The organism is Actinoplanes sichuanensis, from assembly GCF_033097365.1.
In the GTDB taxonomy this organism is placed as follows: domain Bacteria; phylum Actinomycetota; class Actinomycetes; order Mycobacteriales; family Micromonosporaceae; genus Actinoplanes; species Actinoplanes sichuanensis.
In genome coordinates, this window is sequence record NZ_AP028461.1 from 5,647,508 (window position 1) to 5,664,183 (window position 16,676).

At 70.6% G+C, this 16,676-nt stretch carries 16 protein-coding genes and 1 pseudogene; 8 read left to right on the forward strand and 9 right to left on the reverse strand.

What is annotated here, in order from left to right:
• Nucleotides 1-85 precede the first annotated feature (85 nt).
• From Q0Z83_RS26025 to Q0Z83_RS26040, 4 genes are all read right to left on the reverse strand, one after another.
• Nucleotides 86-484 (reverse strand): PLD nuclease N-terminal domain-containing protein, encoded by a 399-nt coding sequence (locus Q0Z83_RS26025; RefSeq protein WP_317796623.1) that lies wholly within the window; start codon nucleotides 482-484, stop codon nucleotides 86-88.
• Between the two features lie 52 nt (nucleotides 485-536).
• Nucleotides 537-1,847 carry an MFS transporter gene (locus Q0Z83_RS26030; protein WP_317796624.1) on the reverse strand — a complete coding sequence of 437 codons (1,311 nt, stop codon included), beginning with the start codon at nucleotides 1,845-1,847 and terminating at the stop codon, nucleotides 537-539.
• A 100-nt stretch (nucleotides 1,848-1,947) separates the two neighbouring features.
• Complete coding sequence (locus Q0Z83_RS26035; RefSeq protein ID WP_317796625.1) at nucleotides 1,948-3,864, reverse strand: helix-turn-helix domain-containing protein; 1,917 nt, start codon at nucleotides 3,862-3,864, stop codon at nucleotides 1,948-1,950.
• Between the two features lies 1 nt (nucleotide 3,865).
• Entirely contained in the window at nucleotides 3,866-4,630 is a 765-nt protein-coding gene (locus tag Q0Z83_RS26040; protein WP_317796626.1) for a 3-hydroxybutyrate dehydrogenase, read from the reverse strand.
• 180 nt (nucleotides 4,631-4,810) lie between these two features.
• Between Q0Z83_RS26040 and Q0Z83_RS26045 the strand changes: the two genes are divergently transcribed.
• Both Q0Z83_RS26045 and Q0Z83_RS26050 read left to right on the forward strand, forming a co-directional pair.
• The gene (locus Q0Z83_RS26045) at nucleotides 4,811-6,421 is read left to right on the forward strand and encodes a methyl-accepting chemotaxis protein (RefSeq protein WP_317796627.1); all 1,611 of its coding nucleotides are present in this window, start codon (nucleotides 4,811-4,813) and stop codon (nucleotides 6,419-6,421) included.
• Nucleotides 6,422-6,612: 191 nt separating this feature from the next.
• Complete coding sequence (locus Q0Z83_RS26050; RefSeq protein WP_317796628.1) at nucleotides 6,613-7,332, forward strand: hypothetical protein; 720 nt, start codon at nucleotides 6,613-6,615, stop codon at nucleotides 7,330-7,332.
• Here the strand turns inward: Q0Z83_RS26050 and Q0Z83_RS26055 are convergent.
• A complete protein-coding gene (locus tag Q0Z83_RS26055; protein ID WP_317796629.1) occupies nucleotides 7,310-8,803 on the reverse strand; it encodes an ABC-F family ATP-binding cassette domain-containing protein in 1,494 nt (497 codons plus the stop codon). The two genes, Q0Z83_RS26050 and Q0Z83_RS26055, sit on opposite strands and share 23 nt — an antisense overlap.
• A 325-nt stretch (nucleotides 8,804-9,128) precedes the next feature.
• Here Q0Z83_RS26055 and Q0Z83_RS26060 point away from each other — a divergent pair, with 325 nt between their 5' ends.
• From Q0Z83_RS26060 to Q0Z83_RS26080, 5 genes and pseudogenes are all read left to right on the forward strand, one after another.
• Entirely contained in the window at nucleotides 9,129-10,682 is a 1,554-nt protein-coding gene (locus Q0Z83_RS26060; protein ID WP_317796630.1) for a TetR/AcrR family transcriptional regulator, read from the forward strand.
• Complete coding sequence (locus Q0Z83_RS26065; RefSeq protein ID WP_317796631.1) at nucleotides 10,675-11,274, forward strand: transcriptional regulator; 600 nt, start codon at nucleotides 10,675-10,677, stop codon at nucleotides 11,272-11,274. Before Q0Z83_RS26060 ends, Q0Z83_RS26065 begins: the two co-directional genes overlap by 8 nt.
• Nucleotides 11,271-12,782 carry a PEP/pyruvate-binding domain-containing protein gene (locus Q0Z83_RS26070; RefSeq protein WP_317796632.1) on the forward strand — a complete coding sequence of 504 codons (1,512 nt, stop codon included), beginning with the start codon at nucleotides 11,271-11,273 and terminating at the stop codon, nucleotides 12,780-12,782. Before Q0Z83_RS26065 ends, Q0Z83_RS26070 begins: the two co-directional genes overlap by 4 nt.
• Nucleotides 12,775-13,224, forward strand: a pseudogene (locus tag Q0Z83_RS26075) (DinB family protein); the annotation flags it as partial. The gene Q0Z83_RS26070 and the pseudogene Q0Z83_RS26075, both read left to right, overlap by 8 nt.
• A 12-nt stretch (nucleotides 13,225-13,236) precedes the next feature.
• Entirely contained in the window at nucleotides 13,237-13,626 is a 390-nt protein-coding gene (locus Q0Z83_RS26080) for a VOC family protein (RefSeq protein WP_317797132.1), read from the forward strand.
• On the opposite strand, the gene Q0Z83_RS26085 is transcribed toward Q0Z83_RS26080, so the two are convergent.
• A complete protein-coding gene (locus Q0Z83_RS26085; RefSeq protein ID WP_378079249.1) occupies nucleotides 13,599-13,979 on the reverse strand; it encodes a winged helix-turn-helix transcriptional regulator in 381 nt (126 codons plus the stop codon). The genes Q0Z83_RS26080 and Q0Z83_RS26085 overlap by 28 nt on opposite strands.
• A 112-nt stretch (nucleotides 13,980-14,091) precedes the next feature.
• On the opposite strand from Q0Z83_RS26085, the gene Q0Z83_RS26090 reads away from it, so the two are divergent.
• Entirely contained in the window at nucleotides 14,092-14,457 is a 366-nt protein-coding gene (locus Q0Z83_RS26090; protein ID WP_317796633.1) for a DoxX family protein, read from the forward strand.
• On the opposite strand, the gene Q0Z83_RS26095 is transcribed toward Q0Z83_RS26090, so the two are convergent.
• Genes Q0Z83_RS26095 through Q0Z83_RS26105 form a run of 3 tightly spaced genes read right to left on the reverse strand, consistent with a single transcriptional unit; the run spans nucleotide 14,452 to nucleotide 16,625 of the window.
• Nucleotides 14,452-15,072 carry an HAD family hydrolase gene (locus tag Q0Z83_RS26095; protein WP_317796634.1) on the reverse strand — a complete coding sequence of 207 codons (621 nt, stop codon included), beginning with the start codon at nucleotides 15,070-15,072 and terminating at the stop codon, nucleotides 14,452-14,454. The genes Q0Z83_RS26090 and Q0Z83_RS26095 overlap by 6 nt on opposite strands.
• A 4-nt stretch (nucleotides 15,073-15,076) precedes the next feature.
• Nucleotides 15,077-15,913, reverse strand: a complete 837-nt coding sequence (locus Q0Z83_RS26100) for an MEDS domain-containing protein (protein ID WP_317796635.1) — start codon at nucleotides 15,911-15,913, stop codon at nucleotides 15,077-15,079.
• A 13-nt stretch (nucleotides 15,914-15,926) separates the two neighbouring features.
• Complete coding sequence (locus Q0Z83_RS26105; RefSeq protein ID WP_317796636.1) at nucleotides 15,927-16,625, reverse strand: GNAT family N-acetyltransferase; 699 nt, start codon at nucleotides 16,623-16,625, stop codon at nucleotides 15,927-15,929.
• Between the last annotated feature and the right edge of the window lie 51 nt (nucleotides 16,626-16,676).

Sequence of the window (16,676 nt, forward strand, 5' to 3'; positions counted from 1 at the left end):
TCGTAGACAGGGCCGACCTCCGGTGAGCAAAAACTGCACAGTCAAGTGCAGGTTACTTACTTGCTCACCGGTGTGCAATTACGGGTTACTCGCCGGCCTCCCGCCGACGCAGGTCCTCCTCACGTTTCCGCAGGTCGGCCTCCCATTTCTTCATCATGTCCTCGTCCTCCTTCCGGCTGCGCTCGGCGACCCGCTTGAGGAACTCGGGATCGTCGTCGGGCGCCATGGGGCGGGGCCGCTCGTTCTCCGGGAAGCCACTGCCGGGCTTCCAGACGGTGCCGTTGCTGAGCTTGATCGGACGAGCCGGACGCCCGGCGACGAACCAGGCGATCGGGCCGATCGGGGAGAAGAGCAGGATGAGGATCACCCAGACGATCCGCGGCAGGGCCCGGATCTCATACTCCTCGGCGGACAGGCAAGAGATCAACGCGCAGATGATCAACACGAGGTCGATCAGCGCGAGCAGTGAGTAGAGGCGAATCACGCCGGAGATGATGACAGAGCATCACCCCCGGCGTGACCCCATTGCGCAGGTGCTAACTCCGGTCGTGACGCAGCGACGTCCGGGCGGTCTCCTTCGCGGCGAGCACCGCGACCACGGTCAGCACCGACGCGACGGTCATGTAGATCGCCACCGCGGTCGGGTTCGGGTCGGTGACGTCGCCCAGCAGCTTCAGCGCGATGATCGGCGCCAGCGCCCCGGCCAGGATCGACGCCAGCTGGTAGCCGACCGACGCGCCGGTGTAGCGCACCGAGGTACCGAACAGCTCGGCGAAGAACGCCGCCTGCGGGGCGTACATCAGCGCGTGCAGGAACAGACCGACCACCACGGCGAGGATGATCTTCGGTTCGGAGCGACTCTCCAGCAGGCCGAAGAAGACGTACGACCAGATCGCCAGCCCGACCGCGCCGGCCAGGTAGAGCGGGCGTCGGCCGACCCGGTCGGACACCGCACCGAGCAGCGGGATGATCACGAACTGCACGCCCGACCCGATCAGCAGGGCGGTGAGGATCATGCTCTTGTCGGCGCTCGTTCCGGCGTACGTCGTGAGGTAGGTGATCGAGATGACGGTGATCACGTAGTAGCCGATGTTCTCGGCCAGCCGCATCCCCATCGCGACCAGGATCTCCCGCGGGTAGCGACGGATCACCTCGCGCAGCGGCTGGTGATCCTTCTTGACGGCGGCCTGGGCCTCCTTGAAGACCGCCGACTCCTCGACGCTCAGCCGCACCCACAGGCCGACCAGCACCAGTACCGCGCTGAGCAGGAACGGGACCCGCCAGCCCCATGCCTTGAACGCCTCGTCCGACTGCACCAGAGCGAGCAGCCACAGCACCCCGGTGGCCAGCAGGTTGCCCAGCGCCACCCCGGCCTGCGGCCACGACGACCAGAAGCCGCGCCGCGCGTCGTCACCGTGCTCGGCGGCCATCAGCACCGCACCACCCCACTCACCGCCGACCGCGAAGCCCTGCGCCAGCCGGCAGACCAGCAGCAGCACCGGCGCGGCCAGGCCGATCGTGGCGTAGGTGGGCAGCAGTCCGATCGCGACGGTGGCCAGGCCCATCAGGAACAGCGACACGACGAGCATCCGCTTACGGCCGACCCGGTCACCGAAGTGGCCGAACACGATGCCGCCGAGCGGGCGGGCGACGAACCCCAGCGCGTACGTGCCGAACGCCAGCAGGGTGCCGGTGACCGGATCGGACGACGGGAAGAACAGCGTGCCGAAGACGAGCGCGGCGGCCGAGCCGTAGAGGAAGAAGTCGTACCACTCCACGGCGGTACCGACCAGGGACGCGAAGACGACCTTGACGATGGGGGCCCGTTCGGTGGCGATCGTGGCCATGGGCGATCCTCTCGGATGTTCACAGGATTCGGTGGTACCGGGACGCTACGTCCGGGACCAACCGTGAACCCATGGATCCGGTCCACACATTGACGGCCGTTCAGGTGTCGGTGTCCGCCAGGGGGCCGCTCAACCGGTGCAGCCGCAGCGCCAACTGGAGATCGAGAGCACGAGCCGGGCGCTGCCAGTCGTCGCCGAGCAGCTGGGCGACCCGCTCCAGGCGCTGGTTGACCGTGTTGACGTGCACGTGCAGCGCCTCGGCGGCCCGGGCCAGCCCGCCGCCCGCCTCGAAGTACGCCTCCAGAGTGCGCACCAGCGCGGTGCCCCGCCGCAGGTCGTAGTCGATCACCGGACCGACCGTTCCGGCGACGAACCCGGTCACGTCCCGGCGGTCACCGAGCAGCAGGCCCACATACCCCAGATCGGCCGCTCCCCCGCCGCCGCCGGACCGGCCCAGGGTGACCAGGGCGCTCAGGCATCGAACGGCCTCCCGATAGGCACCGGCCACCCCCGCCGAGCCCCGGCCCGGTCCGGCGCCGCCGGCGGTGACCGGCCTCCCCAGGGTCCGGCTCAGCTCCCTCGCCACCAGCCGGGCGGTCCCGGCCGGATCGTCACCCGGCAGCAGCAGCGCCACCTGCCCGTCCCGGGGCATCGCCAGCCCCCGCCTCGCCGCCGCGAACGTCCGCGCCCACGACGCGGCCCGCTGCCCCAGCCCGTCCCCGGTGTCGTCGCCGGCCGCGACCACCACCCAGGGGGCGTCCACGTCCAGGCCGAGCCGGGCGGCCCGGGACCGGACCGCGTCCGGGTCACGGACCGGGCGGCTGATCAGGTCGTCCAGCAGGTCGCCGCGGACCTGCGCCTCGGCGTCGGCGACGGTCCGCCGGAACAGCAGCAGCAGAGCCGTCACCTGGGCGGCCCGCTCCAGGATCCGCTGATCCACATCGGCCAGTGGCCGCTCCGGGCGGAACACCAGCGCACCCAGGTTGTCGGCGCCGGCCACCACCGCGGCGATCACCAACTCGCCCCGGCGCACGCTGCGGCCCTCGCCCCGGGACGCGGCCACCGCCTCGCCGACCGTGGCACCGGTCGGCTCCGGCACCTCGGCCGACACCTCCGGGCTGCGGGCCGTGGTCAGCGCCCGACCGTCCGCGTCGATCACCAGCAGCGCGCCGGCCAGCACGTCGACCAGGTCGGCGGCGACATCCTCGACCCCGCCGCCGCGCAGCACCACGGCGGTCATCCGGTCGTGCGCCGCGGCGGCCCGTTCCACCGACGCGCTGTGCGCCTGGATCACCGCGTTCGCCGCGGACAGTTCGGCCAGCGCGGTCTGCGTCTCGGCGAGCAGGCGGGCCGTGTCCAGCGCCACCGCGGCGTGTGCGGCCAGCGACGACAGCAGCGCCACCTCCTCCCGGGCGAACGGGCGCTCGGCCCGGTTGGCCGCGAAGAGCACGCCGATCACGGCCGACCCCAATCGCATGGGTACGCCCAGAATCGCGACCAGCCCCTCGTCGGCCACCCCCTGATCGATCTCGCCGGTGTGCCGGAACCGTGGATCGGTCGGGTAGTTCGCGGTCGCGTACGGCGCCCCGGTCAACGCCACGAGACCACCCAGCCCGGCCCCCGGCGGCAGTCGCAGCGCCTGGAAACTCGCCGCCACCGACCCGTCGGTGATCCGCATGTACGTGTCCCCGCGCTCCGCGTCGTCCAGCGTCATGTACGACACGTCCACGTTGAGCAGTGTCCGCACCCGATGGACGATGGCCCGCAGCACCGCGTCCACATCACGCAGCCCGGCCAGGTCACCGGCCGTGTCGTAGAGGGCGGACAACTCCTCCTCACGCCGACGGCGGCGTTCCAGCAGGGCCCGTACCCGGAGCGCGAGGATCTTGGCCTTTTCCAGATCGTCGAGGGCCGCGCCGGACGCGCCCGCGGTGCGGGCCGCCACCACCGGCCGCTCGAACTCGATCAGCGCCGCCTCACGGGCCAGCAGGTCCAGATAGTCGAGGCCGTCCGGCATGTCAGTGCGCGGTCCATCCGCCGTCGATCGGCACCGACGCCCCGGTGATCAGGGCCGCGGCCGGCGTACAGAGGTAGGCGACCAGCTCGGCCACCTCCTCCGGGGTGATCAGCCGTTTGATCGCCGCCCGGTCCAGCATGATCTCCTCGACCACCCGGTCCGCCGCGATGCCGTGCACCCGGGCCTGGTCGGCGATCTGCCGGTCGACCAGCGGGGTCCGCACGAACGCCGGCCCCACACAGTTCGAGGTGACCCCGTGCGGCGCCCCCTCCAAAGCGATCACCTTCGACAGCCCTTCCAGGCCGTGCTTGGCCGCGACATAGGCCGACTTGAACGGCGAGGCGATCACCCCGTGCACCGAGGAGATGTTGACGATCCGACCCCAGCCCCGGGCGTACATGTGCGGCAGCACCCGCCGGGCCAATCGGAACGGAGCGTCCACCATCACCTTCTGCAGATGCGCGAACCGGTCCGGCGGGAAATCCTGGACCGCCGCCACATGCTGCAGCCCGGCGTTGTTGACCAGCACGTCCACATCCGCACCGACCCGATCCGCGGCGCCCGGATCGGCCAGATCGACGACCAGCGGGCGCCCGCCGACCGCCGCCGCCACCTCCTTGGCCGACGTCTCGTCGACGTCCGCCACCAGCACCTCGGCCCCCGCCGCGGCGAGTCGGGCCGCGCAGGCCCGGCCGATGCCGCTGCCGGCCCCGGTCACCAGTGCGGTCCGGCCGTCGAGGTCCAGCGAGACCACTCGCGTCGTCATGCCGCACACCCTACGAGCCGCACACGACACACATCCATGTGTGAGATCGACATCCCGGCCGCCCCAGATATGGCCTCCAGCCACAACACCGGCCCGTTTTCCCCGCAATCAGCCTGTCGAGCCGGTGGCGATGGCCAATGATTCCTTTCGGGGCAGATTCCAGACGAGGGGGACGACGTCATGAGCGAGCCCGTACCATCCGCGGCCCGCCTGGCCGGCAACGTGCGCATCGGCACCAAGATCCTGGTGGTCGTTCTCATGGTGGCGGCGCTCGGCGGCGCGGTCGGACTGTTCGCGCTGCGCCAGATGAGCACCCTCTCCGACGCCGCCGAGGGCGAATACGCCCAGACTCTGAAGGCCCAGGCGATCGCCGACATGCGCTCGGCCTTCAACCGGACCCGGATCAACGCGCTGGAATACCTGCTCGCCGGGGACGACACCACCCGGGCCACCGAGCAGAAGGAGTTCCAGGACGAGGTGGCGAACATCGCCACCCTCACCGATGGCTACCAGGCCCTGGCCGGGACCCCGGCCGAACGGGACAGCATCGAATCGTTCACCGGCGACTGGACGAACTACCTCGCCCTCGTCACGGACCGACTGTTCCCCCTTGCCGAACAGGGCCGGATCGATCAGGTCCGCACCATCCGCGCCCAAGACATCAAGCCACTCGTCGACTCGATGCGCGACGATCTCACCGCGCTCTCCAACGCCGCCGTGGCCGAGGCCCGTGACTCTCACGAGGGCGCGAACGGTGCGTACAGCAGCGGCCGGGCCATCATCATCACCTCGATCGTGGTCGTGCTACTGGTCGGGTCCGCGGTCGCGGTGCTGTTCGCCCGCGGCATCACCCGGCCCCTGGCGCACTGCGTACAGGTGCTGCGCCGGATCGACGACGGTGACCTGACCGCGCGTACCGAGATCGGCGGCGGCGACGAGATCGGCGAGCTCGCCACCGCCCTCAACCACACCGCCGGGGCGGTCGCCACCACCGTGCGGCAGGTCCGGGACGACGCCGAGGCCCTCTCCAGCACCTCGGCCCGGCTGTCGGTGATCGCCGAGGAACTCACCAGATCCGCGCAGACCACCGCCGAACAGGCCGGGTCGGTGTCCGCGGCGGCCGAGGTGATCTCCTCGAACGTGCAGACGGTGGCGGCCGGCACCGAGGAGATGAGCGCCTCGATCCGGGAGATCGCCACCAGCGCCGGGGCCTCCGCCCAGGTCGCCGGCTCGGCCACCACGGCCGCCCAGCGGACCAGCGACACGATGGCCAAACTCGGTCAGGCCAGCGCCGAGATCACCGAGGTGATCAACGCGATCACCAGCATCGCCGAGCAGACCAACCTGCTCGCCCTGAACGCCACCATCGAGGCGGCCCGGGCCGGCGAGTCGGGCAAGGGGTTCGCCGTGGTCGCGTCCGAGGTCAAGGACCTGGCCCAGGAGACCGCACGGGCCACCGAGGACATCAGTAAACGGATCGCCGCGATCCAGTCCGACACCGACGCGGCGGTCGCCGCGATCGGCGACATCGGCGACGTGATCGCCCAGATCAACGACTACGCCACCACGATCGCGGCGGCCGTCGAGGAGCAGACCGCGACCACCGGCGAGATGGGCCGCAACGTGGCCGAGGCGGCCAGCGGCTCCGGGCACATCGCTGCCGACATCACCAACGTGGCCGCCACCGCCAACCAGACCACGCAGAGCGCCGACGAGGCCCGGACCACCGCGGCCGAACTCGCCGGGATGGCCCAGCGGCTCGGCAGCGCGGTCAGCAACTACCGGCTGTGAACTCCGCGTCCCGGCTGCCGACCGTCGAGCATGTCGTCCTTCCGGCTGCAATCCGAGCGACGAGCGTACGTTGCCATCGGCCCGGTTCTCTGCCCTCCCAGATGACACGCACCCGAAGATGACAGTGGACGTTCGGGCCCGAAGAATCGGTGCCTGGCGGCCGTACCGTCGCCTCGGGTTTGATGGCCCGCATGCCCAAAGTGAAGATCACCGACGATGCGTTCACCGAGTTGGAATCGGCGGCCTCGGCTGCCGGGATCTCGCCCCGGCAGTGGCTGGACCAGGCCCTTCGCAACCGGACATGGCTCGGCGACCCGCGTGCCACCGACCTTCTCCGGGTCTGGTCGGACGCCCTCGACGAACTGGCCGCCACCGTCCACTCGCCGAGCCGCATCACCGTGCTGCGGGAGGCTCGGCTACTCGCCGTCGTGGGTGGGACGGCCCTGATCTGGGCGCCCGACCATTACACCCAGATCATGATCGAGAGTGGTGGCCTGCGGGCGGATCTCGCGCTGGTCCTTTCCCGACTGCTCGATCGGCCGGTCGCGGTGGCCGCCACCCTCCAGCCCGCCGGCACCCTGCCTTCGGCTCGCTTCTCCGCCCCTGCCACGGCTCCCTCACCGACCGCCGCCTCACCTTCGAGCGCTGTCCTCTCTCCCGCGTCCTCGTCCCCCGCCGCGGCCTTCCCCGCCGGTGCCGGCCACTCACCCGCCTTCCCCTCCCGCACCGCGACATCCTCTTCGGCCACCGGCCTCCCATTCGCCTTCCCCTCGCCCACCGTGGCCCCCTCTTCGGCGGTCGTCGTCCCGGCGGAGGCCGCCGAACGGCGGCCTCAGTTCGGCGAGGTCCTCGCGCTCGCCCGTAAGCTCGCCGCGGACATGGAGGCGCTCACCTCTCCGCCTCGGCGGTGAGGTGCAGTCGGGGCCAGGTGGCCAGGTCGGCGAGCAACTGACGGTCGTGAGTGGCGACCACGACCGCGGCCGGGGTGGTCAGCAGGGCCTCGGTCAGCTCGTCGACCAGCGCCGAGGACAGATGGTTGGTCGGCTCGTCGAAGATCAGCAGATCCGGGCCGCCGGCCAACCGGAGGGCCAGGTCGAGGCGGCGCTGCTGACCCTGGGAGAGCAACCGCACCGGGGTACGCAGCGCCTCCGCGTCGAGCAGTCCCAGGCCGCCCCGACCGGCGAGCAACCGGTGTGCCGTGGTGTCCTCAGGCCAGTCCGGGACCTCCTGGGCGATCAGCCCGATCCGGACCTCCGGGGAGCGGTGGACCGTACCGAATGACGGCTCCGAGCGCCCCGCCAGCAGCGCCAACAGTGTCGACTTGCCGGCGCCGTTGGCGCCGGTGACCAGCAATCGGTCGCCGCCGTCGATACTGAGGGTGACCGGCCGGTCCAGGCGGCCGGTCACCCGCACCCCGTCGGCACGAAGCAGCGGCACCCCTTTGCGGGTGTTCAATTCCGGCCACCGCAACACGGCGGGCGGCGTCGGAACGGTGATCCGATGTGCTTCCAGCGCCTCCCTCTCCCGGTTCAGCGCCTGTACCACACCGGGCGTGTGTGACTGTCGTTTGTGCTTGTTGACGCCCTTGTCCGGACGCCAGCCGGTGCTCAGCCGGGACCGCGCACGATCGACGGCCTCGGCCAGGCGACGGTGTTCGGCCTGCTGCTCGTCGAATTCCTGCGACCATCGCTCCCGGTCACGGCGACGGCCGCGCTGCCACTCGTCATAACCGCCGGCATAGGTATGGGCCCGCCCGTCCCGACTCGGATCCAGATCGACGAACTCGTCCGCCACGTCGCGCAGCAGTTGCCGATCATGGCTGACCAGCACGATCCCGCCGGGATGGGCCCGCAGCCGCCCGGTCAGGAACGCCAGCCCCGACGCGTCCAGATGATTGGTCGGCTCGTCGAGCAGAAGCAGGTCGTGGTGCGCGCCGAGCAGACACGCCAGCCGAACCCGATATCGCTGCCCGACGGAAAGGGTGAGCAGCTCACGGTCACGTTCGGTACACGCGCCGAGCGCCTCCAGCGCGATGTCGACGCGGCGTTCGGCGTCCCACGCGTCCAGCCGCCCGGCGGCTTCGAGAGCCGCCGCATACCGATCGTCCGCGCCGGTCCGGCCCGCGACCAGGTCACCCGCCGCCACTTCAAGATCATTCAGCGCGGTACGGGACTCCAGCAGCGCCGCCGACGTGAGGCTGCCGACGGTGTCACCGACCCCGGCCTGGAGCGCCTGGGCGGCCAGCCCGATGGTGCCGGCCCGATGCACCTGCCCGGCGTCGGGGGCGATCAGACCGGCGAGGACGTGCAGGAGTGTGGTCTTGCCACGCCCGTTCTCCCCGACGACGGCAAGGCGGTTCCCCGCCGAAACGGTGACGGACACGCGGTCGAGGACAAGTCGAGCACCGAGACGAACGGTGACGTCGTCGGCACGAAGATGCGCAAGGGACATGGATGTGCTCCGCAGCTCGAGAACGAGCCGGGTAGCCGGATGTGGCCGCCCGGCAGAACGCCGAGACGGCGGGCAGTTCGCAGATCAGTGTCGAAGCGCCGCCGTCAGCGGCCGCCGCGAATCCTCATGAACACGAACCCCATGTGCACAGCTCCTTGAGACATGCCGACGAGGCTAGCCGCCCACTCCGGACCACGGCCACAGGATTTCCACTCGGATGTTCTCATCATCCCGATGGTGGAGGTATCTTGGCGGCATGGTTCGGTTGACGAGAGTGCAGCAGCAGGCCCGCACGAGGGCCGCCGTGCTCGATGCCGCGGTCGAGGAGTTCGCTGAGCATGGGTTCGCCGACGCCAAGATCGATCGGATCGCCGCGCGCGCCGACCTGACCCGCGGGGCCGTCTATTCGAATTTCGCGAGCAAACGGTCGCTCTATCTCGCGGTCCTGCTCGACTACGCGCCGCCGGGCGCCCCGCTGACACCGGCCGCCGACATGCCCGAGGTCATTCCGCTGGCGACGGCCGTGGAGAGCTTCGCCCGTGCCTGGCTCGAGCATCTCCCGCTGGCCGGTGACACCGCGGCCGGCGGGCGGCTGCGATCACGATCGGTCACCGGCGTGTTCGATGACGAGCCCGGCCGCGCCGCCCTCGCCGAGATCACCCGACTGGAGGCGCTGCTGCTGGCTCTCGCACTGGAGTCCTGCCCACCGGTCGCGCCGCGTCGGGTCCGGCTGGCCGAGCTGATCCTCACCCTCCTGCACGGCGCCGACCATCTGGCCGACACCGCTCCCGGCTTCGGCGACCTCTTCGACCTCAGCCGCGCCTGCGCCCATCTGGCCGAGATCACTCTGGACGATCACTGGGCTCCACCTCACCTGCCGTTCGTGCGACCGGCCGAGCTGTGCGACGCCCCGTGGGAGCCCGCCGACGGCATCACCGATGACGGCCTGTTCGTGGTCCTCGGCACGGCCCGTCTCGGCGCCGCCGAGGAGGTGATCCGAGCGGCCGGCCCCGACGACCAGGTCACCGTGGCGGTGGTCGCCGGCGACCCGGCCGAGACCGGAGCCCTGGTCCGCCTGCGGCTGACCACCCTGACCGCGCGCCTGCGCCGGTCCCTCCCACCCGCCGTCGCCCGCCCACTGCACATCGAGCTCGACGACGGCCCAGCCCTGGCCACCGCCATCGCCGCCGCATTCAGCGCGCCGCCACTCCAGCCCCCGTCAACGTCGCCGCCCCAGCCGCCATCGGTTTCGTTGCACGGCACCCCATCAGCCGCGCCGCCCGAGCCTCCGTCAATTTCGCCGCCTCAATCCCCAACAACGTCGCCGCCGCAATTCCCAACAACGTCGCCGCCCCAGCCCCCCTCGGCCCCGTCGACCGGCGCCTCATCAGCTTCGCCGCCCCAGCCTCCGTCAACGTCGCCGCCCCAGCTCCCATCAGCCCCATCGCCCGGCACCCCATCAGCGTCACCGCCCCAGCCCCCATCAGCCCCGTCGCCCGGCACCCCATCAGCGTCACCGCCCCAGCCTCCGTCAACGTCGCCGCCGCCATCGGACTCGGCGCCGGCGCGCCTGTCGAACGCCGCACTCGGCGCCACCGATGACACGCCAGCCGTTGTTCCGGTGCCTCGGATCGCGTCGCAGTGGGCGAGTGCCGGCGACTGGGCGTGGGCCGACTTCTCGGTCGGGGATGACACCGAGATTGCTGTGCGGGTCAAAGATGGCCGGGTTGTCGCCCGGGCCTCGGGGCGTGGGGCCGGGCATGCGGTGGCGGTTGCTCTTCGTGACGGTGGGGTGAGTGGTCGTGACTGATCTGCTGGTGTTGCACACCCTGCGCTGTATGGGGTTCACCGATCTGGAGCGGATCGCCGAGGCCGCGGGGCTGGACACGTCCGACGCCGAGTCACGGCTTATTGATCTTGCGGTTGAGGGGCTTGTCACCCGTACCCCCGGAGCGTTCGGGGGTTGGGGTCTCACCGACGCCGGCAAGGCCGCGGATGCCCGGCTCGTGGCGACCGAATTGGACGACGCCGGGGCACGGGATGCGGTCGGGGTGGCGTTCGAGGCGTTTCTGCTGCTCAACCCGGAGCTACTTGATCTCTGCACGGCTTGGCACATGCGGCCGGTCGATGGGGTCAGCGAGCTCAACGACCACAGTGACGCCGCCTACGACGGGCGGGTGCTGGCCCGGTTCGTCGATCTCGATCAACGGGCGGCGGCGGTGTGTGCGGCGCTCACCGTGGCACTGCCCCGGTTCGGGCGATATCGCGGGCGGCTCACCGGCGCGCTCGATCTGGCGAAGTCCGGCAAGCTGGAGCACCTGGCCGACACCACCACGTCGTATCACAACGTCTGGTTCCAGCTGCACGAGGATCTGCTGGTCACGCTGGGGATTCCGCGATGACCCACATCCATCTGCTGGACCCGCGGACGTCTGCCGACCCCGACCTGCTCGGCGGCAAGGGGGCCGGGCTGGTCACGATGATGCGGCTCGGGCTGCCGGTGCCGGCCGGGTTCGTGGTGTCGACTGTGGCGTGCCGGGAGTTCCTGCACACCGGACGCATGCCGCCCGGTCTCGAAGCCGCGCTCGCCGACGCGGTACGCGATCTGACCGCAACCGTCGCGCCGACGCATGACGAGCAGGCGTCCCCCGCGCCGATGCACGACCCGAACACAGCCACCGCACCAGAACACAACCGACAGGCGACCCGCACGCCGAACACAGCCACCCCGCCGGGACACGACCGAAATGCAGCCCCAGCGCCGAACACAGCCACCGCACCAGAACACGACCGACAGGCGACCCCCACGCCGAACGCAGCCACCGCGCCGGGACACGATCGGCGTGTGGCTCGCGTGTCGGTGCGGTCCGGGGCTTCGGTGTCGATGCCGGGCATGATGAGCACCTTTCTGAATGTGGTCGGCGAAATCGGCCCGGTCCGGGACGCGGTCGAGGCGGTGTTCGCGTCGTGGCACAGCCCTCGCGCCACGTCGTATCGGGAGGTGCACGGCATCCCGCACGATCTGGGGACGGCTGTGGTCGTACAGCTGATGGTCTTTGGTGATCTTGATTTAGGTAGTGGGAGTGGGGTCGCGTTCAGTCGAGATCCCCGTTCCGGCGACCGCACTCCGTATGGTGACGTGCTGTTCGGGCACCGGGGCGACGACGTCGTGTCGGGCCGGGTCGCCACTCGGCCACTCGGCGAGCTCGCCGAGCGTGAACCGGAGGTGTGGGCCGCGCTGCTCGACGGGCTCGGGCGGGTGGAGCGGCATCACCGGGACGTGTGCCACGTCGAGTTCACGTTCGAGGCCGGGCGGCTGTGGTTCCTTCAGGTGCGGCCGGGTGGTCTGGCCGGGCGGGCGGCGGTGCGGGTGGCGGTCGACCTCGCCGACGAGGGAGTCATCGACCGGGCGACCGCGGTGCGGCGGGTCTCCGACCGGCAACTGCGGGCCGCCCGCACCCCACGGATCCGTGCGGGAGCAGAGGAGTTGGCGCGGGGCATCGGAGCGAGTCCCGGGGTGGCTTCCGGCCGGATCGCGGTCACGGCCGACCGGGCCGCCCGGATGGCCGCCGCCGGGCCGGTCATCCTGGTCCGGCCGCACACGTCGCCGCTCGACATGCACGGCTTGGCCGCCGCCGCCGGCATCGTCACCACGATCGGCGGCCCCACCAGCCATGCCGCGGTCGTGGCCCGTTCGATGGGTCGGCCGGCCGTGGTCGGCGCGGCGGCCCTCACCGTCGACCCGGACGCCGGTTGTGTGCACACCCCGGCCGGTTCCTTCCCGGAGGGCACCGTGATCACCATCGACGGCACCGGTGGCGAGGTGGTGGCCGGTGATCCCGGGAGTGTCACCGGTGACGCCGATCCGCACCTGGATCGCCTTCTATCCTGGGCCCGTGCCTATGGATGAAGTCATCGACCAGCCGCTTCGGGTCCAGTGGGAGTCGTTCCTCGAGGAACATCGGACGGCACTGCACGACAGCCTGGACGGCTTGACCGAGGAACAGGCCAGGCGCCGGCTCGTGTCGTCCGAGACGACGCTGCTCGGCCTGGTCAAGCACATGACCTTCGTGGAGAGGGTGTGGTTCGACGAGGCGATCACCGGGCGGCCACGCAGCGAGATCGGGATCCCCGACACGCCGCACGAGTCGTTCGCGCTCGACGAGTCGGACACCATCGCCGGTGTTCAAGCCGCGTATCGGGAGGCTTGCGAGGCGTCCCGGGCCGCCGTGGCGAACCTTCACCTCGACGACATCGTGACCGGCAACCGTCGTGGGCCGGTGCCGCTGCGCTGGGTCTACCTGCACTTCCTGCGGGAGATCGCCCAGCACTGCGGGCACGCCGACATCCTCCGCGAGCAGATCCTGGCCCAGCCGGCCGACAGGTGGGCGCGGTCCGACTGGTGGGGTGTGGTGCTCGACGGGCCCGACATCGACGCGCTGGCCACGTTCTATGCGGAGTTGCGGGGCTGGTCGATCTGGCGGCGGGATCCGGGGCACATCGTGCTCGACGCCGGTGAGGGTGTCGGTTATCTCGCGGTGCAGGAGAATCCCGATTTCGTACGCCCGGCGTGGCCCACCGAGAGCAGCCGCCAGCAGATGATGTCGCACCTGGATTTCGAGGTCACCGACCTGGAGGCGGCGGTGGCGCACGCGGTCGGTCTCGGCGCGGAGCTACCGGCTCACCAGCCGCAGAAGAACGTGCGGGTGCTGCTGGATCCGGCCGGTCACCCGTTCTGTCTGTACTCGGCGTAGGCCTCGCGGCTCGCCTCGATGCCCGGGGCGTTGGCGATGGCCCAGCCGGCCAGCGCCAACGCGGGCGGGATGAGGCTTTCGCCGGTGGGGGTGAGCGCGTACTCGACCCGGGGCGGCACCTCGGCGTGGACGGTCCGGGTGATCAGGCCGTCCCGTTCGAGGTTGCGCAGCGTGAGGGTGAGCATGCGCTGGGAGATGCCCGGGATCTGATGGTGTAGGTCGGTGAAGCGCAGTATGCCCTGGTCGAGGGTGGCCACCACCAGCAGCGTCCATTTGTTGCAGATCTGGTCGAGGATCGCGCGGAGCGCACGGCCGCCGTCGCCACGGATCATGCAGGTGTGCTCGTACTCCACGGTGACACCCCTGTCGGTCAGGCACATTTCTGTGCCTTTTGTAAGGCCCTCGAAAGTACCCCATGATGGGGTCACTTACCGATGGTAACCATCGATTTCGAAGGGCCTTTCCATGCTTATCGCCTACTGGGTGCTGGCTGTCCTCCTCGCGGTCTTCTACGGCTACGCGGGCGGCAAGAAAGTCAGCCAGAGCCGGGAACAGCTCCAGCCGATGATGGGCTGGGTCGACTCCATGCCGATGCCGCTGGTCCGGACGATCGGCTGGCTGGAACTCGCCGGCGCGGCCGGTCTGATCCTGCCGCCACTGACCGGCATCGCACCGGCCTTGGCAGTGGCCGCGGCGGCCGGACTCACCGTCGTTCAGATAGGCGGGATCGTCGTGCACGTCTCGCGTGGCGAGGTGAAGGTGATCGGGCTCAACATCGGGCTGCTGATCGCGAGCGCGGTCACCGGGTGGCTGGCCACAATCTGGCTATAGGAGCAGGTCAAGGGCGGTGACGATGTCGGCTGCCGTATGCGTCGGGCGGTAGGCGGTCTCGGGCCACGGCCGCCCCGCGGAGATCCAGACGCTGGTCAGGCCGAGCGCGGACGATCCGGCGATGTCGGCGTGCGGCGAGTCGCCGATCATCCAGGCACCGTCCAGATCCGGGGCGGCGGCGCGGAAGATCGCCGGATCGGGCTTCTTACAGCCGACCGTCTCGGAGACGACCCAGCCGTCGACCAGGCGGTCCAGCCCGGTGTTACGGATCTTGGCTTCCTGCTGGACGGTACGGCCATTGGTGACGATGACACACACCCAGCCGGCGGCGCGGACCCGGCGGAGGGCGTCGGCGGTAGCCCCGGTGAGGGTGGCTCGATCGGCGGCACCGACGTCCAGAAGAGTCCGGACGGCCCGCCCCGAGACCCGGAAGCGGCTGGTCATCGCGTCGGCGACCACGGACCGGGCAGCGTAGCCGCTCGCGTCGACGCCCATCACCCACTCCACGTCGGCAGCCGGCAGCCCGTGCTCGTCGAGGAACTCCACCACCGCTCCACGAAACGCCGCATCCCGGTCGATCAGCGTGTTGTCGAGATCCACGAGCAGCCGCGACACGGCATCACGACTCGCAGATCGCGTCGGCGCCGTTGAACACGAGCAACCGCCGCAGGCCGGGCGAGCAGCCGACGACCCGCAGCCGGGGTGCGCCGGCGACGGCGACCTCCAGCAGGATCCGCACCGTCGCGGCGTCGGCGAACCGCAGCTCCGACACGTCGACGACGATCGGCTGGTCACCGGCCGGGGTGTCGTCGACGAGGCGTTCGAGCACGGATCGCAGCGCCTGCCGGTTCGACAGGTCGGCCTCGCCCCGGATCCGGATGCCGGGTGGGTCGCCGAGGCGGGCGAACCGGAGAGCAGGCTCGGCCTCGGCGCCCGTGTTGTGGTCGACGGCCGCCGGGTGCGCCCAGGTCACTCGTTGCAGCTCGGCCGGCGAGAACAGCCGCCGATCGTAGAGACAGATCGCCATCGCCTGCCGCTCGGCGAACACCCGGTTGACGTTCGCCTCATACCAGGCCAGGCGTTCGGCTCCGGCGACCGGACCGGCCGCCCACGACATGTCACCGATCGCCCGGAGGCTCCGGAATCCGTCGGCGCGGGCCCGGGCCGCCTCGGTGCGCCAGCCGTCCATCGTCGCCTCGGGGTCGAACCGGCCGCCCGCGAGATAGGAGTCCTCGGCCGTCACCATCACGACCTGGCCGCGGTCGATCGCGTCGTGCACGCCCAGTTCGTCAGCGAGCCGCTCCGGGTCGGGTCCGAAATAGAGGATTCGCTCGTCGGCACGGATGCCGGCGTTGATGTACGTCGCCAGGCCTCTGATGCGGACGTCGTCATCGTCGATGATCACGCATGCGTGGTCGCCCGGCCGGAGCCGCCCGAGCATCCCTGCCTCGATCATGACGACCCCTCTGTCAGCTGACTCGGTAATGGTAACTGTGGGAGTGCGTGAAGCCGACTTTCCCGTACAGCGCCCGGGCCGCCGCGTTGTCCTCCTCGACCTGGAGATAGAGCAGGTCGGCGCCCTGCCCGGCAGACCAGGACGCACCGGCCCGCAGAATCGACTCGGCGTATCCCTTCCGGCGGTGCCGCGGATCGGTGGCCATGCAGAACACCCCGCTGATCCCGTCCGCCACGACGAACAGCCCGAGCGCGGCGATCTCATCGTCCACGGTGACCGACGCATAACCGGTGGTCACGGCGATGTGTTCGAGGACGTGCTCGCTGACCGCCGGGTTGCCGTAGGCCGCCCGCCACTGCGGTGTCAGCTCCGGCCCGATCACGACGACGGGATCCGCGGCGGCCACCTCGGCCACCGGCGCGGTCAGCACCAGCGTCGGAGCGTCGAATCGGTAGCCCCGCCCGGCCAGCGCGGCGTCCAACTCGGCGTGTTCCTCGGCCGGGCTGATCTGCACGATCACCGGAATGTCGCGATCCCGATAGAACGCCTCGGCCACCTCGACGGCCACCTCGGCTCCGGACGGCAGCGCCGAGTTGTTGCGCCGCTTCCCGACGCCCGGTGTGTGCCGCAGCAGCCAGCCCCCGGCCTGTTCAGCGTGGGTGGCCGGCCAGGCGGCGACGGCGTGTTCCTCGATCCTCGCGATGCTTCCCATGATCGATGATCTTATGGATCACCTGCCGGAACGGTTTGCCGCGTCCGATAC

Bases quoted from the DNA above. Each gene is read 5' to 3' on its own strand.
- Q0Z83_RS26105 (WP_317796636.1), bottom strand. From the start codon at position 16,625: ATGGGAAGCATCGCGAGGATCGAGGAACACGCCGTCGCCGCCTGGCCG.
- Q0Z83_RS26090 (WP_317796633.1), top strand. From the start codon at position 14,092: ATGCTTATCGCCTACTGGGTGCTGGCTGTCCTCCTCGCGGTCTTCTAC.
- Q0Z83_RS26040 (WP_317796626.1), bottom strand. From the start codon at position 4,630: ATGACGACGCGAGTGGTCTCGCTGGACCTCGACGGCCGGACCGCACTG.
- Q0Z83_RS26035 (WP_317796625.1), bottom strand. From the start codon at position 3,864: ATGCCGGACGGCCTCGACTATCTGGACCTGCTGGCCCGTGAGGCGGCG.
- Q0Z83_RS26045 (WP_317796627.1), top strand. From the start codon at position 4,811: ATGAGCGAGCCCGTACCATCCGCGGCCCGCCTGGCCGGCAACGTGCGC.
- Q0Z83_RS26050 (WP_317796628.1), top strand. From the start codon at position 6,613: ATGCCCAAAGTGAAGATCACCGACGATGCGTTCACCGAGTTGGAATCG.
- Q0Z83_RS26060 (WP_317796630.1), top strand. From the start codon at position 9,129: ATGGTTCGGTTGACGAGAGTGCAGCAGCAGGCCCGCACGAGGGCCGCC.
- Q0Z83_RS26070 (WP_317796632.1), top strand. From the start codon at position 11,271: ATGACCCACATCCATCTGCTGGACCCGCGGACGTCTGCCGACCCCGAC.
- Q0Z83_RS26030 (WP_317796624.1), bottom strand. From the start codon at position 1,847: ATGGCCACGATCGCCACCGAACGGGCCCCCATCGTCAAGGTCGTCTTC.
- Q0Z83_RS26100 (WP_317796635.1), bottom strand. From the start codon at position 15,913: ATGATCGAGGCAGGGATGCTCGGGCGGCTCCGGCCGGGCGACCACGCA.